At 68.1% G+C, this 20447-nt stretch carries 16 protein-coding genes; 13 read left to right on the forward strand and 3 right to left on the reverse strand.

Annotated features, from left to right (window positions below):
* The first annotated feature begins 57 nt into the window (after positions 1–57).
* Both IP91_RS23575 and IP91_RS23580 read left to right on the forward strand, forming a co-directional pair.
* Positions 58–1941 (forward strand): autotransporter assembly complex protein TamA, encoded by a 1884-nt coding sequence (locus tag IP91_RS23575; RefSeq protein ID WP_229474902.1) that lies wholly within the window; start codon positions 58–60, stop codon positions 1939–1941.
* A complete protein-coding gene (locus IP91_RS23580; RefSeq protein WP_145652617.1) occupies positions 1941–6356 on the forward strand; it encodes a translocation/assembly module TamB domain-containing protein in 4416 nt (1471 codons plus the stop codon). The genes IP91_RS23575 and IP91_RS23580 overlap by 1 nt, the downstream gene beginning before the upstream one ends.
* A 124-nt stretch (positions 6357–6480) precedes the next feature.
* Here IP91_RS23580 and IP91_RS26290 read toward each other — a convergent pair whose 3' ends face one another.
* Positions 6481–6636: a hypothetical protein gene (locus IP91_RS26290; RefSeq protein ID WP_199754732.1), complete on the reverse strand. Its 156-nt coding sequence runs from the start codon at positions 6634–6636 to the stop codon at positions 6481–6483.
* A 167-nt stretch (positions 6637–6803) separates the two neighbouring features.
* On the opposite strand from IP91_RS26290, the gene IP91_RS23585 reads away from it, so the two are divergent.
* Together IP91_RS23585 and IP91_RS23590 are read left to right on the forward strand one after the other, a co-directional pair.
* Complete coding sequence (locus IP91_RS23585; RefSeq protein WP_145652619.1) at positions 6804–7328, forward strand: CcdC protein domain-containing protein; 525 nt, start codon at positions 6804–6806, stop codon at positions 7326–7328.
* Positions 7325–8179: a hypothetical protein gene (locus IP91_RS23590; RefSeq protein WP_145652621.1), complete on the forward strand. Its 855-nt coding sequence runs from the start codon at positions 7325–7327 to the stop codon at positions 8177–8179. The genes IP91_RS23585 and IP91_RS23590 overlap by 4 nt, the downstream gene beginning before the upstream one ends.
* Before the next feature lie 7 nt (positions 8180–8186).
* Here the strand turns inward: IP91_RS23590 and IP91_RS23595 are convergent, their stop codons facing one another.
* Positions 8187–9122 carry a TIGR01777 family oxidoreductase gene (locus tag IP91_RS23595; RefSeq protein ID WP_229474903.1) on the reverse strand — a complete coding sequence of 312 codons (936 nt, stop codon included), beginning with the start codon at positions 9120–9122 and terminating at the stop codon, positions 8187–8189.
* Positions 9123–9213: 91 nt separating this feature from the next.
* Between IP91_RS23595 and IP91_RS23600 the strand changes: the two genes are divergently transcribed.
* The 7 genes from IP91_RS23600 to crtB all read left to right on the forward strand — a co-directional run bounded on the left by IP91_RS23600 (position 9214) and on the right by crtB (position 17134).
* Entirely contained in the window at positions 9214–10503 is a 1290-nt protein-coding gene (locus IP91_RS23600; RefSeq protein ID WP_145652625.1) for a type II toxin-antitoxin system HipA family toxin, read from the forward strand.
* Positions 10503–10985, forward strand: coding sequence for a DUF3606 domain-containing protein (locus IP91_RS26555; protein ID WP_229474905.1), 483 nt, complete (start codon positions 10503–10505; stop codon positions 10983–10985). Before IP91_RS23600 ends, IP91_RS26555 begins: the two co-directional genes overlap by 1 nt.
* 142 nt (positions 10986–11127) lie before the next feature.
* The gene (locus IP91_RS23610) at positions 11128–12138 is read left to right on the forward strand and encodes a polyprenyl synthetase family protein (RefSeq protein WP_145652627.1); all 1011 of its coding nucleotides are present in this window, start codon (positions 11128–11130) and stop codon (positions 12136–12138) included.
* A 19-nt stretch (positions 12139–12157) separates the two neighbouring features.
* Positions 12158–13444: a glycosyltransferase gene (locus IP91_RS23615; RefSeq protein ID WP_145652629.1), complete on the forward strand. Its 1287-nt coding sequence runs from the start codon at positions 12158–12160 to the stop codon at positions 13442–13444.
* A complete protein-coding gene (gene crtY, locus IP91_RS23620; protein ID WP_145652631.1) occupies positions 13441–14643 on the forward strand; it encodes a lycopene beta-cyclase CrtY in 1203 nt (400 codons plus the stop codon). The genes IP91_RS23615 and crtY overlap by 4 nt, the downstream gene beginning before the upstream one ends.
* The gene (locus tag IP91_RS23625) at positions 14640–16130 is read left to right on the forward strand and encodes a phytoene desaturase (protein WP_145652633.1); all 1491 of its coding nucleotides are present in this window, start codon (positions 14640–14642) and stop codon (positions 16128–16130) included. The genes crtY and IP91_RS23625 overlap by 4 nt, the downstream gene beginning before the upstream one ends.
* Positions 16127–17134, forward strand: coding sequence for a 15-cis-phytoene synthase CrtB (gene crtB / locus IP91_RS23630; RefSeq protein ID WP_229474907.1), 1008 nt, complete (start codon positions 16127–16129; stop codon positions 17132–17134). Before IP91_RS23625 ends, crtB begins: the two co-directional genes overlap by 4 nt.
* Here the strand turns inward: crtB and IP91_RS23635 are convergent.
* On the reverse strand, positions 17037–17564 hold the full coding sequence (locus IP91_RS23635) for a sterol desaturase family protein (RefSeq protein WP_145652635.1): 528 nt from the start codon (positions 17562–17564) through the stop codon (positions 17037–17039). The genes crtB and IP91_RS23635 overlap by 98 nt on opposite strands.
* Positions 17565–17652: 88 nt before the next feature.
* On the opposite strand from IP91_RS23635, the gene IP91_RS23640 reads away from it, so the two are divergent.
* Both IP91_RS23640 and IP91_RS23645 read left to right on the forward strand, forming a co-directional pair.
* Positions 17653–18081, forward strand: a complete 429-nt coding sequence (locus tag IP91_RS23640; RefSeq protein WP_145652637.1) for a DUF2141 domain-containing protein — start codon at positions 17653–17655, stop codon at positions 18079–18081.
* Between the two features lie 146 nt (positions 18082–18227).
* Complete coding sequence (locus tag IP91_RS23645; RefSeq protein WP_229474909.1) at positions 18228–20399, forward strand: TonB-dependent receptor family protein; 2172 nt, start codon at positions 18228–18230, stop codon at positions 20397–20399.
* Positions 20400–20447: the final 48 nt, after the last annotated feature.

Here is a 20447-nt window from a genome sequence, read left to right on the forward strand (position 1 = left end):
CATCTTTCTGGCCGATCCGTTACCATTCCACCCACTAATCACCGGGGATCACGAATTTTGGCACAAGTCGTCAACAAAGTAGCGCGGCTCGCTCAGGCGACGCTGCTGCTGTCGCTCGTCGCGCCGCTGGCAGCGCATGCCGCGGGCGCGCAGGAGGATGCACAGCGGGCGGACGAGCAGAAGACCGCGGAGCAGAAGTCCGCAGGACTGAAATACAACGTCCGCATCAATGCGCCCGGCAAGCTCGACGACCTGCTGGAGGAAAACCTGGACCTGCTGCGCTACCGCGGCAATCCCCGCACGGACATGGAACAGCTGCGCCGCATGGTGCGCACCGCGCCCGCGCAGGCCAACACGCTGCTGGCCACGGAAGGCTATTACACACCGGTGGTCACCGTGCGCCTGGATGAAACGGGCAGCACGCCAACCGTCATCGTCGATGTCACCCCCGGCGAACCGACGCTGGTGGGCGGCGTGGAGATCGTGCTGAACGGCTTCGAATCGTCGCCCGAGTCGCCGTTCGACAAGGAGGCCCTGAAAGCCAGCTGGCCCCTGCCGCAGGGCGAACGGTTCCGGCAGGGCGACTGGGAAAGCGCCAAGCGCGCCATCCTGCGTGCCGTGGTGCAGACCCGCTATCCGCGCGCGCAGATGACGGAGAGCGTGGCCACCGTCGATCCCGAAACGAAGCGCGCGCTGCTGCGCGTGGCCCTGGACAGCGGCCCGGAAATGCGCTTCGGCGAGCTGAAGATCGAGGGCCTGAAACGCTATCCGGAAGCGGTCATCCGCAACCTGAACAAGATCCAGCCGGGCGACGTGTACAGCGAAGCCGCACTGCAGGCCCTGCAGTCGAAGCTGCAGGACACCGGCTACTTCGCCGCCGTGGAAGTGACGGCGGACCTGAACACGCTGATCGAACAGCAGCAGGAAGCGGCCGAAGAGAAACGCACCGGCGCGCCACAGCCTTCGACGCTGGCACCGGTGCCGCTGCTGGTGCACGTGGTGGAAAACAAGCGCAAGAACGTCAGCCTGGGCGTGGGCTTTTCCACCAACACGGGCGGCCGCACGTCGGTCGCCTATGACGACCTGTCGGTGTGGAACCTGCGCCTGAAAAGCGCGCTCACGCTGGAGCAGAAGAAGCAGACGGCGCGCGGCGACTTCTACTTCCCCACCACGGCGGACGGCTACAACGACAGCTTCGGCGGCGCGCTGGAACGCAACGACATCGAGGGCGAGGAAACCCGCACCGCGTCCGTGTACGCCAAGCGCGCCTGGGGCACGCCGCTGCTGGAGCGCAGCGTGACGGCCGAATACCTGAACGAGAACCGCCGCATCGCCGGCATCCCGCTCGACGATCCGCAGACCCACTCGATGAGCCTGCCGGTCACGTATGCCGTCACCTGGCGCAAGCTGGACAACCTGGTGTTCCCGAGCCGCGGCTATGTGCTGAACGCCACGCTGGGCGGCGCGATCCTGCCGATCCTGACGGACCAGAAATTCCTCCGCGCCACCGCGCGCGGCATCACCTACCGGCCGCTGAACCCGACCAACCTGCTGATCTTCCGCGGCGAAATCGGGGTGCTCGGTGCGGGCAGCCGCAACGGCGTGCCCTCCACTTACCTGTTCCGCGCCGGCGGCGACAATTCGGTGCGCGGCTATGCGTACCAGGAGCTGGGCGTGCGCGAAGGCGATGCGACGGTGGGCGGCCGCTACATGGCGACCGCCAGCGCCGAATACCAGTACTGGTTCAAGCCCACCTGGGGCGCCGCCGTGTTCTACGACGCCGGCAACGCCGCCGATTCGTTCAAGGACCTGCATCCGAAGTCCGGCTACGGCGTCGGTGCACGATACAAAAGCCCGGTGGGCCCGATCAACGTCGACGTCGCCTATGGCCACGCGGTGAAGAAAGCCCGCCTGCACTTCTCTCTGGGATTCACGTTCTGATGGCCGACGATATCAACACCACGAACAACGAAGGCGAACCGGTCAAGCTGCCTCGCAAGCAGCGCCGCTGGCTGCGCCGCACGCTGATCGGCGCCGGCATCACCGTCGTCCTGCTGGGCGGCGCCGTGTGGCTGCTGGGCCGCGAGACCACGCTGCAGCAGATCGCCGAACGCGTGGCGCGCGCCAGCGGCGGCTCGATCGCCATCACGGGCGTCACGGGCTCGCTGTACGACCACATGCACATCGGCCGCCTCGTCTACAAGGGCGAGAACAGCACGATCACCGCGGCCGACATCGACATCGACTGGTCGCCGCTGCAGTTCTTCTCCGCCGGGATCGAGATCGACAAGCTGCGCGTGGCCTCGGTGCTGATGCAGACGACGGCCGAATCGGACGAGCCGACGACCCTGCCCGCCTCGCTGGCACCGCCCTTCCGCATCACGGTGGCCGACGCGCAGCTGCTCAAGCTGACGATGGTGAACCTGGTCGGCGTGCGCAACGATATCGACGACGTGCGTGCGCAGCTGTATGGCGACAAGACCACCTGGCAGCTGAAAAGCGCCAGCGCCGTCACGCCGTTCGGCCGCGTTGCGGCCAGCGGCACCATCGGCGCGCAGAAGCCGTTCGCACTGAATGCCAAGGCGGCGCTGACCGAAGTGCATATCGCGCCGGGCCAGCCGGCTGCTCAGCTGACGGCGGCCGCCACCGGCAACCTGTCGCTGATGTCGGTCGCGGTGAAAGGCACTTCGCCGAACGCCACCGGCGACGGCGTCGCCACGCTCACGCCGTTCGAAAAGATTCCGTTGCAGACGATGGACCTGCGCGCCCATGGCGTGGACCCGTCGCGCTTCCAGTCCGCCTGGCCGAAAGCGAGCCTGGACCTGCGGGTGAAAGCCGATATCGGGACCAAACAGGAAGTCAGCGGCCTGCTGGAGCTGACCAATACCGCGACGCCCGGCCCGATCGACCAGCAGCTGCTGCCACTGAAGGCGGTCACCGCGCGCCTGGGCGGCACGCTGACGGTCGCCACGCTGGACAACCTGCTGATCGACCTCGGCAACGCGGGCCGCTTCACCGGCGCCGGGCGCGTGGAACGCACCGGGCCGGAAGGCGGCATCGAGACGGCCGACATCCGCCTGCACACGGACCGCATCGACCTGCGGGCCCTGCACGGCGCGGCCAACAGCACGGCGATCGCCGGCGACATCGCGGCGAAGAGCACCGGCAAGCTGCAGACCTTCGACGTGAAGCTGGCCGAGAAGAACCTGCGCCTCGATGCGCAGGCGAAGCTGGAAGACACGCTGCTGACGATCTCCCGCGCCCGCCTGCAGGCCGGTAAAGGCAGCATCGGCGTGACTGGCCAGGCCAGCCTGAAGGACCAGAAGGACTTCAAGGCCGCGGCCACCGTCGATCACTTCGATCCTGCCGCGCTGGGCGCCTTCCCGCAGGCGGACCTGAACGCCGCCGCGAACGTGGCCGGCAAGCTGCTGCCGGAATGGCAGGCCGGCGTGGACTTCGTCATCCGCCCCAGCCGCTTCTCCGGCCAGACGCTCACCGGCAAGGGCAAGCTGCAGGCCAATGCCCAGCACCTCACCGGCATCGATGCGAACGTGGCGATGGGCCAGAACACCGTCAACGCGCGCGGCAACTTCGGCCTGCCGGCCGAGAAGCTGGAGTGGAAGCTCGATGCGAAGCAGCTCGCCGCGATCCAGGGCGACCTGGCCGGCGCCGTCGCGGCCAGCGGCACGGCCACCGGCGGCTACGCGGCACCGCGCACCAGCTTCGACGCGGAAGCGCGGGGCCTGGGCATGACGGGCGCGAAGGTGCGCGCGCTGGACAGCGTGATCCGCGCCTCCGGCCAGCTGGCCCTGGCCGGCAAGGACAAGCAGCCGGAAGTGACGATGACGGGCAGCACCCGCCGCGTCAATCCGGCCGCCTTCGCCGCCTCGGCGCCGGCCGGCAGCATCAACGCCACGTTCTCCGGCAACGCGCGCCTGGCCAAGGACTGGCGCGCCAACATCAACCTGGACATGGGCGCTTCCACCCTGGTGAACGCGCCGCTGACCGGTCACGCGAAAGTGCTGGCCGACCACCGTCATGTGGACAATGCCGATGTGGACCTGCGCCTGGGCCCGAACAGCCTGCAGGCCCGGGGTGCGTTCGGCGCCACCAACGACCGCCTGAACTGGAAGCTGGATGCACCGCAGCTGTCCAGCCTGGGCGCCGGCTTCGGCGGCGTGCTGCGCGGTACCGGCACGCTGGGCGGCACGATGGACAAACCGCAGCTGTCCTTCGGCATCGAAGGCAGCAATGTGCGCGCGTTCACGCAGCACCAGGTCCGCTCGATCAAGGCCACCGGCACCCTGGGCAATGCCGATGCGCTCGTCGCCGACGTGAACGTGGAAGGCTACACCTCGCCCACGTTCTCGCTGGACCGCGCGCGCCTGCAGACGAGCGGCACGCGCACCCAGCACACGGTGCAGCTGTCCGCCGCGAACGCCGATTTCGATGCGGCGCTGCGCGTGCGCGGCGGCTGGGCCAACGACACGTGGACGGGCGCCATCGACACGCTGCAGAACCGCGGCCGTTTCGCGCTGAACCTGCAGTCCCCCGCCCCGCTGGTGATCGCCGCCCCGAAAGGCGCCGGCGTGGCCGGCCTGGCCAATCCGGCCCGCATCGCGCTGACGAACGCCGTGATCGGCCTGCCGGAAGGCTCCGTGCGCATCGAGAACCTGGAAAAGAACGGTCCGCAGTGGCGCAGCCGCGGCGCGGCGGCCGGCGTGCCCGCCACCTACCTGGCGCAGCTCTCGGATGCCTGGCGCGGCCACGTGGTCAGCGACCTGACCCTGGGTGCCAACTGGGCCGTCAACCTGGCGCTGCCGACGACCACGGGCGCCGCACCGGCGTTGGACGGCTCGGTGAACGTGTTCCGCGAAAAGGGCGACATCACCGTGACGGGCGGCGACAAGCCGATTCCGCTCGGCCTGTCGCAACTGCAGGCCGGTGTCAACGTGTCCGGCAGCACGCTGCGTGTGCAGGTGGGCCTGAACGGCACGCGTGCCGGCCGCATCGCCGTGGATGGCACCGCGCAGCTGCGCAATGGCCGCATCCCGGGCGACAGCCCGCTGCGGCTGAACGCCAACCTGGACATGCCGTCGATCGCGTGGCTGTCGCCGCTGGTGGGCATGGACGGCCTGGAAGTCGATGGCGCGCTGAAAGCCGCCATCGCCGGCAGCGGCACGATCGCCGCGCCCGCCCTGAATGGCGAGGTGAATGGCACCGGCCTGGTGGTCAACTGGGCCGAACAGGGCCTGCGCCTGCGCAACGGCCAGTTGCAGGCGCGCGTCGCGGGCGACCAGCTGACGCTGCAGCGCCTGCACTTCGAGGGCCGCACGGGCCGCATGGATGCCGAAGGTTCGGCCAGCCTGACGAATGCGGCGGCAACGATGAACCTGAAGCTCACGGCGGACAAGCTCGAAGCCCTGTCGCGCCCCGACCGCACGCTGGTGCTCTCCGGGACCAGCACGCTGGTGCGCGATGCCAAGCGCTTCCAGCTGACGGGCAAGTTCAAGGCCGACCGCGCCGACATCGAACTGCCGGACGAGAACTCGCCGACGATCAGCGACGACGTCGTGATCCTCGGCCGTACCAAGCCCACCGTGAAGGAGGCCGCCCAGTCGCTGCCGCTGAACGTGGACCTGGAAGCGGACCTGGGCAACGACTTCCGCCTGCGCGGCAAGGGTCTCGATGCATACCTGGCCGGCGGCGCGCACGTGCGCATCGCCAACCGCAGCGCGCCGCGCGTGAACGGCAGCATCCGTGTCGTCAGCGGCACCTATGCGGCATATGGCCAGAAGCTGGCGATCGAACGGGGCGTGATCAATTTCACGGGCGCGTATGACAACCCGGGCCTGAACATCCTCGCCGTGCGCAAGCGGCCGGAAGACACCGAGCTGTCGGATACCAACGTGGAAGCGGGCGTGGAAGTGAAGGGCACGGTGCTCTCGCCGGTCGCGCGCCTCGTGTCGACGCCGACGGTGCCGGACAGCGAGAAGCTGTCCTGGCTGGTGCTGGGTCATGGCATGAGCGATATGGCCGGCAACGAGATGGGCCTGCTGGGCACCGCTGCCGGCGCCCTCTTCGGCGGCAAGGGCGGCGGCAGCTTCGCCAACAAGGTGGGGCTGGACGAACTGGGCGTGAAACAGGGCAACGGCACGGCCACGGGGCTGGAAAACACCGTGGTCACCGTCGGCAAGAAGCTGTCCTCGCGCGCCTACTTGGGCTTCGAGCAGGGCGCCGGCACGGCCACGTCGCTGGTGAAGCTCCGCTACAAGCTGAACCAGCGCTTCACGCTGCAGTTCCAGACCGGCACCAACAACGCGCTGGACGTGCTGTACACCTGGGCCTTCGACTGATAAAAACGGGGACAGACCCCATTTTTGAAGGAATTTCCTTGAAAATGGGGACAGACCCCATTTTTGAGGAAATTTCCTTAAAACAGGGGTCTGTCCCCACTTCCTGTGTCACCACTTCCTGTTTTTACTCCGGCTTGTGATCCGGCACCGGCTCCTCTTCCTCGCCCGGCGCGTCCGGATCGTGGTGGTGGCCCGGCGCCGTTTCCGGTTCGTCGATCGGCACCGGCAGGTCCGGTGCGCGGTGCGCATGGACGGGGACAGTCGTGAAGTATGGGTCCATGGTTCCTCCAGTATTGAAGGCCGTTACGGTAGCATGCCACCGGTAATCGCGCCGCAGCGTTACAATTCGGGCGCACTGCAACCGGACGCACTGCAACCGGCCGCACTACAATCGGGCGCGCTGCAGTCCCGCACAGTACAATCCCGTTCCACCGAATTCGACTCCCCATGCAACTCACCACCCTGGCACTGCTGATCCTGATACCGCTGCTGGTCTGGCGCGTCTACCTGCGCCTGCGGCAGATCTTCGTGCGGCAGGAATCGCTGCTGTGGCGCCACAAGGCCGGCTTCGCATTCTTCGCCTTTCTGCTGCTGGCCGCCGCCATCACGCTGCGTTCCGACCTGCTGGCCCTGTCCAGCCTTGGCGCGGGCGTGCTGGGCGGCGCCTGGCTGGCCTTCTTCGCGCTGAAGAAGACCCGCATCGAGACGGTTGGCCGCCGCTATTTCTACAAGCCGTACGACCGCTTCGGCATCCTCGTCTGCATGCTGTTCGCTGCGCGCGTGCTGCAGGTGTTCCTGGAAATCTACATGAACCGGCAGTCCGAGCACCCGCAGCCGTTCACGTTCGAGACGGGCCTGTACCACCCGCTGTCCTGCCTGGCCTTCGGCCTGCTGGCCGGCTACCTGGCCAACTTCTCGCTGGGCATGCTGCGCTGGCGCCGCGCACAGCCGGCACTGCCGGAGCAGCCATGAGCGGTCCCGTCATGTCGCCCCTGCCCCACGAACCCCGCATCGACGACGCCCCCCGCCAGCAGGCCCTCACCGAGCGCTACCTGCTGCCGGCGCTGGCACCGTTGAAGGCGCTGTTCGCCGGCCTGCGCGCGGTCCTGCCCCCGCAGCTGCTGGCGGCCGGCGATTCGCGGGCCATCACGCAGGCCGTGTCGCGCGGCCTGCATGACGCCGGGCCGACGGCGCTGCCGGAGGCCGAGCGGGCCGGCCACGATGCCATCGCCGCCTTCCTCGGCGCCGGCGGCAGCGCGCGCCACATCTGGGGCGCCCTGCGCGGCGAACGCTTACACGACGGCTTCCTGTTCGGCACCCTGTTCATCGATGTCGCGCAGCCGGGCGGCGTGGCGATCGTGCCGTTCCGGCAGGCCGGCCTGACGCCGGTGCAGGATCACCGGCACTATGGCCTGCTGCTGGCGCGCAGCCGCGGTGCGCACATCTTCCCGAACCATGTGCTGCCGGCCCTGGCGCCGTATGCGCCGCTGCTGTTGCTGGTGCCCGGCGGCGGCGTCAGCCTGGCGTCCCATGAGAGCTACATGCTTGCGCTGGCCCATGCCCGCGGCTTCACGTCCAGCGCGCTGGTGCTGGAGCGGCCGGCGCTGGACGAGGGCCTGTTCCGCCTCGTCGCCGGCAAGCTGTCGGCGGCGGGCATCGCCGTGCCGGCCGATGCCGCGGCGGGCCGCGCCGCCGCGCTGGATGCCTGCCGGCGCTACCGGGACACCCGGCGCCGTGCCGGCGATGCGTTCGAACAGAAGGCGCTGGCGGCCATCGACCGCGCCAATGCGCAGCTGTGCACGCTGGCCGTCTCGGCGTCCTGAAGCCCCGTTACAGCAGGCTGCGCAGCGCCGGCTCCAGCGCCGGATAGCGGAATTCGAACCCCGCCGACAGCAGCCGGCGCGGCATCACGCACTGCCCTTCCAGCAGCAGGTCGGCCTGCTCGCCCAGCAGCAGCCGAACGGGCCAGGCCGGCGTCGGCAGCCATGCGAGCCGGTGCAGCAGGCGCGCCGCGGTGGCGACGAAGTCGCGCTGCGCCACGCAGTCCGGGGTGGTGAAGTTCCAGGCGCCCGCCACGTTGCCGTCCTGCCGCGCCAGCCAGGCCAGGCCGCGCAGCAGGTCGTCCAGGTGGATCCATGACAGGCGCTGCCGGCCCGTCCCCATCGGTCCCCCGACCCCGAACCGCACCGGCATCAGCATCGGCGGCAATGCGCCACCGTGTCCAAGGACGAGGCCGAAGCGCGTCGTCGCCACCGCCACCCCGTATTGCGCCGCTCCCTGCGCGGCCGCTTCCCATTCCTGGCACAGCTGCGACATGAAGACCGGCTGCGGCGGGCTGTCCTCCGTCAGCGGTTGCAGCTGCGCCTGCGGCTGCACGCCGTAGTAGCCGATCGCGGAGGCGGACAGCATCAACCGCGGCTTGTGCTGCGCCTTGCCGATCCACGCCACCAGCCGCTTCGTCAGGCCGACACGGCTGGCGCGCAGTGCGGCCTGGCGCTTCTTCGTCCAGCGCTGGCCGAGGATGCGGGCGCCGGCCAGGTTGATGACGAGGTCGATCTTCTCCGTGACCGGCAGTTCATCGACGGTCATCACGCAGCGCACGCGCGCCCCGAGCGTACGCTGCGCCGCCGCCGTGTCGCGGGTCAGCGCGATCACGTGCTGGCCGTCGGCGAGCAGGGCCGCCACCAGGTGCTGGCCGACGAAGCCGGTGGCGCCGGTGACGAGCACGGTCTGGCCGGGCGCGCCGAAGCGCAGAGGGTCAGCCAAGTCCATTCATTGCCTCGTATTCATTAAATAGGCGCTTTAGTATCCTTATTATGGCGTTACGCCTCTCCATTAATGCTACTATACCTCCCAAATGGAGCCCTTCTGCACATTACAGGTTTTTATCGACGCCCAGTGGCAGGATGCCGCCACGGTCGAAATGACCGGCAGTGTCCACCACGGTATCGATTCGCCTGTCTATCTGGCATACCTGCCGAACTATGCGCTTGCGCATTGGGGCCGCGTCGATTCGGCGGCACTCTCCGCCAATCTTCCGGTCGGCATCACCCACTGGATGCCGGAGACCTGGCCGCCTTTCCTGACCGATCTTTTGCCACAAGGTTATGGGCGCGCCGAATTGATGCGCCAACTGCATCTGGGTTCCCACAGCGGCCCGGCGCACGATTGGGCATTGCTTCGGGCGGGTGCGGGCAACCCTATCGGGAATATTCGTGTGAAGGAAGCGCATGCATGGGCGACGGAACGCTCGGGTTCGACCATGCATGGATTTACCATGGAGGAAGTGGCTGCAAGGGCTGGCGATTTCAACGAATATCTTGCCCAGAATGGCTTGTTCTTGGCTGGATCGTCCGGCATACAGGGCGAGTGGCCAAAGATCCTGCTGACCCACGCGACAGATGGCTTGCTGTACCTGGATCACACACTACCGGATGCGCAGGCAGTCCGGCACTACATTGTCAAGTTCGGGCGCGGCACGGACCGGGCGCTGGCAGATATCCTGGCACTGGAAGCACCGTACATGCACCTGGCTCGATCTCTGGGTTTACATGTCCATGCCGCCCTCCTGCAGCGTGAACGCGCGCTCTTCATTCCGCGCTTCGATCGACAGGTGGCAAATGGGCAGGTGTTCCGCCATGGCCAGGAAAGCATCGCCTCGCTGTGCGGCGTGCCCGGCTTTGGCGCAGTGCCAAGCCATAACGAGGTTTGCCGCCACCTTGGCCAGGTGGCCACCGATCCGGCACGCGATGTCATCGAATACATCAAGCGGGACATCGCGAACATCGTCCTTGGCAACAAGGACAATCACGCCAGGAACACCGCCATTGGACGCAAGCCGGACGGGTTCATCGGCCTGACGCCACTGTTCGACTTCGCGCCTATGTGGCTGCATCCCGACGGCATCGCAAGGCGCATGCGCTGGCAGCGGGACGATGGCGGTTCGCCGGACTGGTCGAGTGTCATTGACCAGGCCGCGGAGGCAGCGCATCTGGACGCCAGCCTGATACGTGCTGGTGTTGCAGCCATGGCGGGGCCGCTGGGCACCCTGTTCGAGGAGGCGCGAGCGGCAGGGATCGGCGAGCAGTTCCTCAAGCCGCTGGAACGGGCGTGGCGCAATGCCTGCGTCCAGATCGAGGGGCTGTGATGGACAAGCGCTACAAACCGATGGCACCTGCAGAAATGAACGCTGTGCGGCGCGCGTTGCATGACGAACTCCTGGCGGCACCTTCGATGCCGATCCCTGCGGTGATAAGAAAGATCCGCACAGGTCTGCGCCTGACGATCGCCGAATACGCCAGGCTGTGCGGCGTTTCGGCTCGGGCGCTGGCGGACATCGAGCGGGAAGCCACCAGCCCCACGCTGGCCACCGTCGAAAAACTGCTGCGGCCATTCGGCCTGCAACCAGGTGCCGTGCCGCCTGCGAGTGCTGCGGCATCTCCGCCGGCCCCTGCCTCGCCGCACCAGTCGAACAAGGATCGCAGCAGGATCAACATCCACGAGTCGTGGGAGATGCGGTACTGGACGAAGGAACTGGCGATCACACCCGAACAGCTTGTCGAAGCTGTACAGGCAGCCGGTCCTGTTGTCAGCGCAGTGCGGGGCTACCTCGCTCGCAAGGACAGCTGATTGCCGGTGCTGGCCCCGGCATGGGTAAAAGCGTAATGCCCGCGGGTGCCTGTCCTGGACGCCGCACGATTGATCGTCTTGCCACTTTTCTAACGCTTTTCCGTTATCATGGCCTTTCGATACTTCGTCCGAAGGAAAGCGCATGACTACTCAGACAGGATGGCTCGGCGAGGCCGGCCACGAGACCGCCAGCGATCCGTCGGTGCATGGCATCGAGGCGATGCGCCAGGCCCTCGACCAGCGCATTGAACATCTGCTGGCGGCCGACGGCGACCGCCACGACCGGCTGGCCAGCGCGATGCGTGCGGCCGTGCTGGGCTCGGGCAAGCGCATGCGCCCGCTGCTGCTGATGCTGGTGGCGGCGGACCTGAACTGCAAGTCGCCGGCGGTCATCGACGTGGCCTGCGCCGTGGAGATCGTGCACGCCGCCTCGCTGATCCTCGACGACATGCCGTGCATGGACGATGCCACGCTGCGCCGCGGCCGTCCCACCATCCACCGCCAGTTCGGTGAAGATGTCGCCATCCTGGCCTCCGTCGCGCTGCTGAGCCGCGCGTTCGCGATCCTGGCGTCGGCGCCCGGCATTCCGTCCATCACGCGTGCCCGCCTCGTTGCCACGCTGGCCGAAACGGTGGGGGCGCAAGGCCTGGTGCGCGGCCAGTTCGAGGACCTGCATGGCGGCACCAGCCGCTCCGCCGAAGCCATCGCCACCACCAACGAACGCAAGACGGGCCTGCTGCTGGGCGCCACCGTGGACATGGCGGCCGTGCTGGCCGAAGTGGACGACTGCGTGGCCCGCTCGCTGCGTTCGTTTGCGCTGGCGGCGGGACACGCGTTCCAGATCCGCGACGACTTCCAGGACGTGCCGGGCAACGACATCACGGTAACCGGCAAGGACACGGGGCTGGACCAGGGCAAGGCCACGCTGCTGGCCACGCTCGGCGCGGACGAAGCGCAGCGCCGCCTGGCCGATCACCTGCGCGACGTGGAACGTCACCTGGAAGACGCGCTGGCCGGTGCCCAGCGCACGCGCCGCTTCGTGCAGGGCATGTTCGGCGCGCACCTGGCGCAGGCCTGGCCGCCATCGGACGCGGTGCCGCACCTGTACGCGGCACCCGCCGCGCCGGCAGGCTTCAACAGCCGCGCCGGCTGACCGCCGCACGGAGAACCCGATGGCGCATTTCGGCGTGGTGGCACCGGCGTTCTTCAGCCATTTCAGTGCGCAATCGGCCCTCGCCAGCGAGCTGGTGGACCGCGGCCACCGCGTCACCTTCTTCCAGCAGATCGATGCGGGCGACCACCTGGCCGATCCGCGCCTGGGCTTCCATGCGCTCGGCGCCGCCAGCCACCCGCGCGGCTCGTTTGCCGCCGTGATGGCCCGTGCCGCCAATCCCGGCAGCCCGCTGGGCCTGCGCCGCGTGATCGGCGACATGGCGCGCGGCACGGACATGCTGTGCCGCGAACTGCCCGCCGCGTTGGCCGCGGAAGGCGTCGATTTCCTCATCGCCGACCAGATGGAAGCGGCCGGCGGCCTGGTCGCCGAAGCGCTGAACATGCCGTTCGTCTCCGTCGCCTGCGCCCTGCCCGTCAACCGCGAGCCCGGCATCCCGCTGCCCGTGATGCCGTTCGCCTACGGCACCAGCGAGCGCGACCTGCAGATGTACCAGGGCAGCACGCGCGTCTACGACTGGCTGATGACGCCGCACCGCAAAGTGATCGAGCAGCACGCGCGCGCGTTCGGCCTGTCGCCGCGCGGCATGCTGCACGAATGCCTGTCGCCGCTGGCGCAGGTCAGCCAGACCACCGAAGGCTTCGACTTCCCGCGGCGCGCACTGCCGGCCAATTTCCATCACGTGGGGCCCCTGCGGTCTGCCTCGGGCGCGAGCCTGGCACGCGACCCGATGCCGGCCGTCGATCCGCACAAGCCGTTCGTGTTTGCCTCGTTCGGCACGATGCAGGGCCACCGCTTCGGGCTGTTCAAGCGGGTGGCGAAGGCCTGCCGTGCGCTGGACGTGCAGCTGCTGATCGCCCATTGCGGCGGCCTGGATGAAGCGCAGGCGCGCGCGCTGCAGGAGGCCGGCGCCAACTGGGTCTGCGCGTTCGGCCCGCAGCGCGAACTGCTGGCACGTGCCGACGTCGTCGTTTCGCACGCCGGCTCGAACACGGTGATGGATGCGATCGAGGCGCGCACGCCGATCCTGGCGCTGCCGATCGCGTTCGACCAGCCCGGGACCGCGGCGCGTGTCGCGTATGCCGGCATCGGCCTGCAGGCGTCGCCCCGCTTCGTCACCACCGCGCACCTACGCAGGATGCTGCGGCAACTGCTGGACAAGTCTACCTTCCAGCAGCGCCTCGACATCATGGCCGAGGAACTGGCGCAGGCCGGCGGCACGCGCCGCGCGGCGGACATCATCGAAGCGGCCGTGGGGGCCGCGCAGCCCGTGGCGCAATCGGCATGAACGCTTCCGCTTCGACGACCTACGACCTGATCCTGGCCGGCGGCGGCCTCGCCAACGGCCTGCTGGCCTGGCGCCTGCGCACCCACCGCCCCGACCTGCGCATCCTGCTGCTCGAACAGGGCGAGACCATCGGCGGCAACCACACCTGGTCGTTCCACGATGGCGATCTGGATGCCTCGCAACGGGAGTGGCTGGCCCCGCTCGTCTCGGCGCACTGGTCCCGCTACGAGGTGGTGTTCCCCGGCCTGTCACGGACGATGGAGAGCGGCTATGCCAGCATCGCTTCGCACGATTTCGCGCGCGTGATCGCACCGGCGCTGGGCGAAGCCTTGCGCACCGGCGTGCGCATCGAGGCATTGACGCCCACCACGGTCCGTCTCGCCAATGGCGAACTGCTGGCGGCGCGCGCCGTGATCGACGGGCGCGGCATGCGGCCCACCAGCCGGCTGGCGCTGGGCTACCAGACCTTCCTCGGCCAGGAAGTGCGCCTGCACGAACCGCATGGCCTGACGGCGCCCGTGATCATGGATGCCGGCGTCGCGCAGCAGGGCGGCTACCGTTTCGTCTACCTGCTGCCCTTCACGCCCGACACGGTGCTGATCGAGGACACGCATTACGTGGACAGCAGCGCCTGGGAACCGGAGCGGCTGCGTGCCAACATCGCCGCGTATGCCAGGTCGCGCGGCTGGCACGTTGCCGAACTGCTGCGCGAGGAGCACGGCTCGCTGCCCATCGTGCTGGCCGGCGATGTGGACGGTTTCTGGGACGACCTGGCCGGCCAGCCCGCAACGGGGCTCCGCGCCGGCCTGTTCCACCCGACCACCGGCTACTCGCTGCCGCACGCGGTGCGGCTGGCCGAACGCATCGCCGCCCTGCAGGACCTCGACGCGCCGGCCCTGTTTGCCGCGCTGCGCGCCGATGCCCAGGCCGAGTGGCGCGGCCAGCGCTTCTTCCGGCTGCTGAACCGCATGCTGTTCCTGGCCGGGCAGCCGGACGAGCGCTGGCGCGTGATGCAGCGCTTCTACCGCCTGCCGCCGGACCTGATCGCGCGCTTCTACGCCGGCCATCCCACGCTGGGCGACATGGCCCGCGTACTGACCGGCAAGCCGCCGGTGCCTGTCGGTGCCGCGCTGCGCGCCGCCGTCAGGATCCACCCGCACCAGTTTCAACCGAATTTAACGACCAGGACGTCCGCATGAATCCAACCAAAACCGCCGTTGTCGTGGGCGCCGGCTTCGGCGGCCTGGCACTGGCCATCCGCCTGCAGGCCAGCGGCGTGCAGACCACGCTGCTGGAAAAGCGCGACAAGCCGGGCGGCCGCGCCTACGTCTACGAAGACCAGGGCTTCACGTTCGACGCGGGCCCCACCGTCATCACCGATCCTTCCGCCATCGAGGAGCTGTTCACGGTGGCCGGCAGGAACATGGCGGACTACGTGGAGATGCTGCCCGTGTCGCCGTTCTACCGGCTGTGCTGGGAAGACGGCCACCAGTTCGACTACGCCAACGACCAGGAGGCGCTGGACCGCCAGATCCACGCCCGCAACCCGGCCGACGTGCAGGGCTACCAGCGCTTTCTCGCCTATTCGAAGGCGGTGTTCGAGGAAGGCTACCTGAAGCTGGGCGCCGTGCCCTTCCTGTCGTTCCGCGACATGATCGCCGCCGGCCCGCAACTGGCGCGGCTGCAGGCCTGGCGCAGCGTGTACAGCATGGTGTCGCGCTTCATCGAGGACGAGCACCTGCGCCAGGCCTTCTCCTTCCACTCGCTGCTGGTGGGCGGCAATCCGTTCGCCACCTCGTCGATCTACACGCTGATCCATGCGCTGGAGCGCAAATGGGGCGTGTGGTTCCCGCGCGGCGGCACCGGCGCCCTCGTCAAGGGCCTGGTGAAGCTGTTCGAGGACCTGGGCGGCCGCATCGAGCTCAATGCCAATGTCGCGCAGATCGAAACGAAAGACGCGCGTGCAACCGGCGTGCGGCTGGAGGATGGCCGTGTATTTGCCGCCGATACGGTGGCCTCGAATGCGGACGTGGTGCATACCTATGCCAAGCTGCTGGGCCAGCATCCGCGCGGTGCGGCCGAAGGCGGCGCGCTGCAGAAGAAGCGCTTTTCCAATTCGCTGTTCGTGCTGTACTTCGGGCTGGATCACCACCACAGCCAGTTGCAGCACCACACCGTGTGCTTCGGCCCCCGCTACCGGGGCCTGATCGACGAGATCTTCGGCGGCAAGACGCTGTCGGAAGACTTTTCGCTGTACCTGCACGCGCCGTGCGTGACCGACCCGTCGCTGGCGCCGCCCGGCTGCGGCAGCCACTACGTGCTGGCGCCCGTGCCGCACCTGGGCAATGCGGACATCGACTGGGACGTGGAAGGTCCGCGCTACCGCGACCGCATCTTCCAGTACCTGGAGGAGCGCTACATGCCGGGCCTGCGCAGCCAGCTCGTCACCAGCCGCATCTTCACGCCGTTCGATTTCCGCGACCAGCTCAATGCCCACGTGGGCTCGGCCTTCTCGCTGGAGCCGATCCTCACGCAGAGCGCCTGGTTCCGGCCGCACAACCGCGATGCCGAGCTGTCCAACCTGTACCTGGTGGGCGCCGGCACGCATCCCGGTGCCGGCGTGCCGGGCGTGATCGGCTCGGCGAAGGCCACGGCCGGGCTGATGCTGGAGGGGGTGGCGACGTGAACGGCGTGAACGGGACGCTCGGTACGGCCGCGGGCGGCACGCTGCTCGAGCATGCCACGCACACGATCAATGTGGGCTCGAAGAGCTTTGCCGCCGCCGCAAAGCTGTTCGATCCCGCCACGCGCCGCAGCGTGCTGATGCTGTACGCGTGGTGCCGCCATTGCGACGACGTGGTCGATGGCCAGGAGCTGGGGTTCGGCACCATCGCCCCGACGCCCGAAGCGGCCGCGCGGGAACTGGCCGTCCTCGAAGACACGACCCGCCGCGCCTACCAGCGCGAAACGATGACGGAGCCCGCCTTCGCCGCCTTCCAGGAAGTGGCGCTGCGCCATGCGATCCCGCCCCGCTTCGCCTTCGACCACCTGGCTGGCTTCGCGATGGACGTGCACGAGGTGCGGTACGAAACGCTGGACGACACGCTGCGCTACTGCTATCACGTGGCCGGTGTCGTGGGGCTGATGATGGCGTCGATCATGGGTGTCACGCGCGAACCGGTGCTGGACCGCGCCTGCGACCTGGGGCTGGCCTTCCAGCTGACGAACATCGCGCGCGACATCGTCGACGATGCGGCGATCGGCCGCAGCTACGTGCCGGCGCAGTGGCTGCGCGAAGCGGGCATTCCCGCCGGCGAAGCGGGCCTGCCGCAGCACCGCGCGGCACTGGCCGTCGTTGCGGCACGGCTGGTGGACGAAGCGGAGCCCTACTACGACTCCGCCGCCGATGGCATCGCCTCGCTGCCGCTGCGTGCCGCCTGGGCCATCGCCACGGCGCGCTATGTGTACCGGCAGATCGGCGTGGAGGTCAAGCGGCGCGGCGCGCACGCCTGGGACGAACGGGTGGGCACGTCAAAGGCCACCAAACTGTGGCTGCTGGCGAAGGGCGGCGTGGCAGCGCTGCTGTCGCGCTTCAGGAAGCCGGCGGCACGTCCTGCAGGCCTGTGGCAGCGCCCTCGCGTGGACGCGCGCGCGGCGCGCCCTGATGGAGCGCGTGCAACTGCTGCTTGAGTCTTGCCACGGGCGGCGCGTACAGGAAGCCGAACGACACGGTGCCTTCCTTGCCCTGCACGGCATGGTGCATGCGGTGCGCCTGGTACAGCCGCTTCAGGTAGCCGCGCCGCGGAATGTAGGTGAACGGCCAGCGGCGGTGCACCAGCCCGTCGTGCGCCACGAAGTACAGGAAGCCGTACGCCGTCATGCCGGCACCGATCCATTCGAGCGGATGGTGGCCCCGCGTGCCGGCGTAGATCAGCGCGATGGCGATCCCGGCGAAGAACACGGCGTACAGGTCGTTCTTCTCGAACCAGCCCGTGCGCTCCTCGTGGTGCGACTTGTGCCACCCCCAGCCGAAGCCGTGCATGATGTACTTGTGCGCGACGATGGAGAACAGCTCCATCGCCGCGACAGTGACAACGACGATGAACGTATTGAAGAGCATGTATGATCGCGTGAAATCCGGTGTTGCCAAGACTACCATATCCGCCCGCGCGGCCGCGCCGCGCATCCAACCAGAGAAAGGAATCCGCATGATGTTTTCGACCCGCCCCTCCCTGCGCCATCTGCTGACCGCCGCCGCCCTGTGCGTCGCCTCGCTGCAGGTCGCCGTGGCCGCCACCGTCGAGGTGAAGGTCACGAACGTCGTCGGCAAGGGCCAGCTGAAAGTGGCCGTGTGCGACCGCGCCACGTTCCTGAAGCAGTGCGTCCATACGGCGTCGGCACCGTCCACGGCGGGCGCCATGACGGTGAGCGTGAAGGATGTCCCGGCCGGCACCTGGGCCGTGCTGGTGTACGAGGACGCCAACGACAACGGCAAGCTCGATCGCACCCTGGGCATCCCCAGCGAGGACTACGGCCTGTCGCGCAACTTCGTGCCCCGCTTCGGTCCGCCGTCGTTCGACGATGCGTCGATCGAGGTGAAGGACGATCCGACCGTGGTGAGCATCAAGCTGCATTGAGGCGGTCCGCGCGGCGCCGGCGCAAAGCAGTTCCGCGCCTGTCGATATGAAACGGATCCTGCTATAGATCGCAGTTTTTATTGTTTGTTGCGCGCGTTTGCAGGTTGTAACTTCTGCCACTTGTTCATCGACGACAAGTGACGCTAGTGAAACGAATCAGACCGCCATCGCAGCCGCCCCGCGCGCATCCCATCACGTCCCCGTATCACCCCGCCATGTTCTGCGGCCTCGGCGCCGCACTGTGCCTGGCGACCGGTGCCGCGTCCGCACAGCAGGCCGCGACCGCCGCAGCAGCCGAAGTGCTGGTGGGCGCCACCGTCATCGTCAAGGGCCAGGCACTGGACGAAGCGGACAGGGCCCGGGCGCGGCTCGACCAGGTGGCCGGCACCGTCAGCGTCGTGAACAATGCCGATGTGGAACGGGGCCGCGCGGCCAATGCGGAAGACGTGCTGGCCTACCAGCCCGGCGTGTTCGCGGCCGCCACCAGCGGCAACGGCGCCAACAAGATCTCCATCCGCGGTTCGGGCCTGAACGCCTTCTACCAGGGCTATTCGCTGGGCATCAAGTACCTGTACGACGGCCTGCCGATCACGGGACCCGGCGGCACGCAGGAAGACCTGCTGACCTTGAACGGGCTCGATTACACGGAAGTGCTGAACGGCGCCAACGCCTTCTCGTATGCCGCGCTGTCGCTGGGCGGCGCGATCAACTTCGTCACGCACACGGGCCGTTCCGCGCCCGGCACCGCCATCGGCGTGGAAGCCGGCAGCTACGGCTATCGCAAGTACGCGCTGAGCACCGGCGGCGTCTCGGCCGACAACCACACCGATTACTACCTGGCGTACTTCTACAACGAGCGCGACGGCTTTCAGCGGCAGACCCCGAACAGCGGCAACGAGTATGTGGCCAACCTGGGCCATCGCTTCAGCGACCGGCTCGAGACGCGCCTGACGGTCCGCCACCGCAACGAGGAGCTGCGCAACGGCAGCACGATCACGCTGGCCCAGCTGGCAGCCGATCCGCGCCAGAGCAATGCCACCACCAGCGCGCGCAAGAAGACCGGTACCACGCTCGTCACCAGCAAGACCACGCTGACCCTGGACGATCGCGCGAAGCTGGAACTGGGCCTGGCCTACAACGATTACCCGCTGGACAACGGCTGGCGTTACTCGACGACGCCGCAGGACTGGCGTTCGACGGACGGCTCCATGTCGCTGCGCTACCTGCGCACCGGCGACACGCTGTTCGGCAAGCCGAGCGATACCACGATCGCCTTCAGCGACACGCGGCTGCTGAAGGGCGACGTGACGGCCTACGACCAGAACCTCGCCACCGCCACGCGCACCACCGAACGCCAGTACACCGTGTACACGGGCTCGCGCGACACGGTGCTGTCGTTTGCCAACGAGCTGCAGCTGTCGGAAGGGCTGGCCCTGTCGACCGGCCTGTCGTTCATCGAGGTGGACCGCGATGCCCATATCGACCGCACGATCCTGACGACGACGGAGAAGTTCCCCCGTGCCGTGCGCTACAACGACCATGCCGTGGCGCCGCGCGTGGGGCTGCGCTACCAGGCCACGCCGGATCTGCTGGTGTTCGCGAACATCTCCCGGTCGGTCGATCCGCCCGTGACGTGGCAGATGGGCAGTACCGGGGTGCCGTACATCCGCCCATTGAAGCCGCAGCGGGCCACCACGGGCGAGATCGGCCTGCGTGCCGGCAGCGAGGCGCACGAAGGAACGCTGTCCGTCTACCGCTCCTGGATCAGCGACGAACTGCTGTCGACGGTGGTGCGGCAGGCCAGTGCCGGCGTCGATGCGCTGATCGCCAACGCGAACGCCAGCAAGACCATCCACCAGGGGATCGAGGCGGCGCTGACGTCGAAGCTGTGGAAGAACGCCGATGACGACCGCCTGAGCTACCGCCAGGCCTACACGTTCAGCGACTTTTATTACCGGGGCGATGCCCGCTACGGCAGGAACCAACTTCCCAGCCTGCCGCGGCACGTCTACCAGGGCGAGCTGCTGTATCAGCAGGCCGGTGGTTTCTATGCGGGCGTGAACACGCGCGCGATGTCGGGCTACTATGTGGACTATGCCAACAGCCTGAAGGCGCCGTCGGCCGTGATCTGGGCCGCCAAGTTCGGCTACGAGGCGCCGGGCAGGAAATGGAAGGCGTATCTCGACTTCCGCAACCTCGGCGACAGGCACTATGCCTCCGCCGCCAGCACGGTCGATAACGCCCGGGGGCTCGACTCCGCCAGCTTCTATCCCGGGGATGGCTTCTCGGTGTACAGCGGGGTGGTGTACCGGTTCTAGTCTCCGGCCATGGCGCCACCCTCCTTCCGGACGGTGGCGCGCAAGGCT

Origin of the sequence: Pseudoduganella lurida, assembly GCF_007830455.1 — a bacterium.
GTDB classification, from domain to species: domain Bacteria; phylum Pseudomonadota; class Gammaproteobacteria; order Burkholderiales; family Burkholderiaceae_D; genus Rugamonas; species Rugamonas lurida.